Source organism: Pseudonocardia pini (assembly GCF_013870575.1).
Taxonomy (GTDB): Bacteria; Actinomycetota; Actinomycetes; order Mycobacteriales; family Pseudonocardiaceae; genus Pseudonocardia; species Pseudonocardia pini.
Genome location: NZ_JACBXB010000652.1, coordinates 1 through 3,241, shown reverse-complemented (window position 1 = coordinate 3,241; position 3,241 = coordinate 1). Strand labels below are relative to the sequence as shown.

The following is a 3,241-nucleotide window of genomic DNA, read 5'->3' as shown; positions in this document are numbered from 1 at the left end:
GAGCGAGGCGAGGTGCTCGCGCAGCATCCGCGGCACCGACGCCGCGTTCTCGGCCATCCCGAGGTTGTGCGCGGCCATCGCCCGCACGTCCCAGCCCGGACAGTCGGTCGGCCGCGCCCAGTCCGCCGCGTCGAGCGAGCGGAGCAGGTCCAGGTAGCGGTCGTACTCGGTCGCGGCCAACCGGGCGGCCGTCTCGTGCTCCAGCGCGGAGCGGCGGGCGGTCGAGCGCGAGCGCGTGGTGGTGGTCATGGGTCCTCCCCTGACGTGACCGTGGCCAGACCGAGGTCGTCGGCCAGCATGTCGACGAGCCGGCCGAGCAGCCGGGTGTAGCGGTCGCCGCCGGGGTCGTTGGACCACTGGGCGGCCACGATCCCCCCGACGACGGCGACGAACAGGTCCACGTCCGCCTCGGTGAGCGCGACGCCCCCCGCCGCGCGGAACCGGCCGACCGTGCGCTCCATGGCCCGCACCGACGGCGCGTAGCTCTCCGGGCTCGGGGTGAAGTCCGGGATCACCCGCTGGTCCATGAGCTGGTGGCGGGGCAGGTCGGCGACCGCGAAGTCCACGTAGAACCGGGCGATCCCGTGCAGGGCCGCGCGGGGGTCCGCGGGCAGCTCCAGGGCGGCGGACCGCTCGTCGAACTCCGACCAGGCCTGGAAGAACATCGCGTCGTAGAGCGCGTGCTTGGAGGCGAAGTGGGTGTAGAGCGACGGCGGACGCATGCCCACCCGCTCGGCGACGGCCCGCAGGGTGAGTCCGCCCAGCCCGTCGCGGTGGGCGACCTCCCACGCCGCGTCGAGGATCTCGCGGCGCACGGCCGCCCGCCGACGGTCCTGCCAAGTCTCGGTCGGACTTCCTAACATGCGTAGGCATCGTGCTCCTGATCAGGACAGATGTCCAGGGTCGCCGCTCGAAGGGAGCAGTGCCCGCACAGGTGGGAGGATCGGGGCGTGAGCGACGAGGAGAGGTCGAAGCCCGGGGTCGCGGAGGGGCACGTCTCCGCGGCCGACCCGATCGCGCGCGGCGAGGCGCCTGCCCGGCTGGTGTTCCGCCGCTCGCCGCTGGCCCTCGCGGCCCTGGCGTTCTTCCTGGTGGCGGCCATCCCGTTCGCGTTCGGCGCGCCCTGGCTGTGGCTGGTCTACCTGGTGCCGGTCGGGCTCGCCTACTGGGTCGTGCGGGTGCGCACCGTGGTCGACGCGGAGTCGGTCACCGCTCGTCGTCTCCTCACGTCGAGGCGCGTACCGTGGTCGGAGATCAGCTCGCTGCGGCTGGGCAAGAAATCCCGGGTCAGCGCGGTGCTGAAGGACGAGTCCGAGCTACCACTCCCGACCGTCCACGTACGCGACCTTCCCGCGCTGGCCGCCGTCTCCGGCGGTCGGTTGCCCGACCCGGCTGGAGAGTAGAGCAATGCCGGCCCTTCGTTCCCGAGTCACCACCCACGGCCGCAACGCCGCCGGTGCCCGTTCCCTGTGGCGCGCCACGGGCATGGGCGACAGCGACTTCGGCAAGCCGATCGTCGCGATCGCCAACTCCTACACCCAGTTCGTGCCGGGCCACGTGCACCTCAAGGACATGGGCGACCTCGTCGCGTCGGCGATCACGGCGGCGGGCGGCGTGGCGCGCGAGTTCAACACCATCGCGGTGGACGACGGCATCGCCATGGGCCACGGCGGCATGCTCTACTCGCTGCCCTCCCGCGAGGTCATCTCCGACGCGGTCGAGTACATGGTCAACGGCCACGCCGCGGACGCCCTGGTCTGCATCTCGAACTGCGACAAGATCACCCCGGGGATGCTGAACGCCGCCATGCGGCTCAACATCCCCACGGTCTTCGTGTCCGGCGGGCCGATGGAGGCCGGCAAGGCCGTCGTCGTCGGCGGGGTGGCGCAAGCGCCCACGGACCTGATCACCGCGATCTCGGCCTCGGCGTCGTCGGAGGTCGACGAGGACGGGCTCTCCATCGTGGAGCGGTCGGCCTGCCCGACCTGCGGCTCCTGCTCCGGCATGTTCACCGCGAACTCCATGAACTGCCTCACCGAGGCCCTCGGGCTCTCGCTGCCGGGCAACGGGTCCACCCTCGCCACGCACGCCGCGCGCCGCGAGCTGTTCCTCGAGGCGGGCCGCACGGTCATGCGGCTGTGCGAGCGCTGGTACGGCGAGGACGACGAGTCCGCCCTGCCGCGGAACATCGCCACCAGGGAGGCGTTCGAGAACGCCATGGCGCTCGACGTCTCGATGGGCGGCTCCACCAACACGGTCCTGCACATCCTCGCGGCGGCACAGGAGGGCGAGATCGACTTCTCGCTCGAGGACATCGACGCGATCTCCCGGCGGGTGCCCTGCCTGGCCAAGGTCTCGCCGAACTCGGACTACCACATGGAAGACGTCCACCGGGCCGGTGGCATCCCCGCGATCCTGGGCGAGCTGTGGCGCGGCGGGCTGCTGAACGAGGGCGTGCACTCGGTGCACTCGCCCACGCTCGCGCAGTGGCTGTCCGAGTGGGACGTCCGGGCGGAGTCGCCGTCGGAGACCGCGGTCGAGCTGTTCCACGCCGCACCCGGCGGGGTCCGGACCACCGAGGCCTTCTCCACGGAGAACCGCTGGTCGTCCTTGGACACCGACGCCGCGGGCGGCTGCATCCGGGACCGCGAGCACGCCTACACCGCGGACGGCGGGCTGGCGGTGCTGCGCGGGAACATGGCCGAGAACGGCGCGGTGATCAAGACCGCGGGCATCCCGGAGGACATCTGGCGGTTCGAGGGCCCGGCGCGGGTCGTCGAGAGCCAGGAGGAGGCCGTGTCGGTCATCCTCACCAAGCAGATCCAGCCCGGCGACGTCCTGGTGGTCCGGTACGAGGGCCCCGCGGGCGGGCCGGGGATGCAGGAGATGCTGCACCCCACGGCGTTCCTCAAGGGCGCGGGACTGGGCGCGAAGTGCGCGCTGGTCACGGACGGCCGGTTCTCCGGCGGGTCGAGCGGCATCTCGGTCGGGCACGTCGCGCCCGAGGCGGCCGCGGGCGGGGCGATCGGGCTGGTCCAGGACGGCGACCGGATCCTGATCGACGTCCGCGAACGCACCCTGAAGATCCTCGTGGCGGACGACGTGCTGGCCGAGCGCCGCGCGAAGATGGACGCCAGCGAGCGCCCGTGGGCCCCGAAGGACCGCGAGCGCGTGGTGTCGAAGGCCCTCCGCGCCTACGCCGCCATGGCGACCTCGGCCGACACCGGCGCCGTCCGCCGCG

Annotated in this window: 4 protein-coding genes; 2 read left to right on the top strand and 2 right to left on the bottom strand. The window is 72.6% G+C overall.

The window, feature by feature from the left end:
* Positions 1 to 249: maleylpyruvate isomerase N-terminal domain-containing protein (locus H5J29_RS26560; protein ID WP_181783742.1), on the bottom strand; the 249-nt coding region annotated here is incomplete at its 3' end.
* The gene (locus tag H5J29_RS26555) at positions 246 to 863 is read right to left on the bottom strand and encodes a TetR/AcrR family transcriptional regulator (protein ID WP_181783741.1); all 618 of its coding nucleotides are present in this window, start codon (positions 861 to 863) and stop codon (positions 246 to 248) included. The genes H5J29_RS26555 and H5J29_RS26560, both read right to left, overlap by 4 nt.
* 87 nt (positions 864 to 950) lie before the next feature.
* On the opposite strand from H5J29_RS26555, the gene H5J29_RS26550 reads away from it, so the two are divergent.
* The gene (locus H5J29_RS26550; protein ID WP_181783740.1) at positions 951 to 1,403 is read left to right on the top strand and encodes a PH domain-containing protein; all 453 of its coding nucleotides are present in this window, start codon (positions 951 to 953) and stop codon (positions 1,401 to 1,403) included.
* A gap of 4 nt (positions 1,404 to 1,407) precedes the next feature.
* Positions 1,408 to 3,241: dihydroxy-acid dehydratase (gene ilvD / locus H5J29_RS26545; protein WP_181783739.1), on the top strand; the 1,834-nt coding region annotated here is incomplete at its 3' end.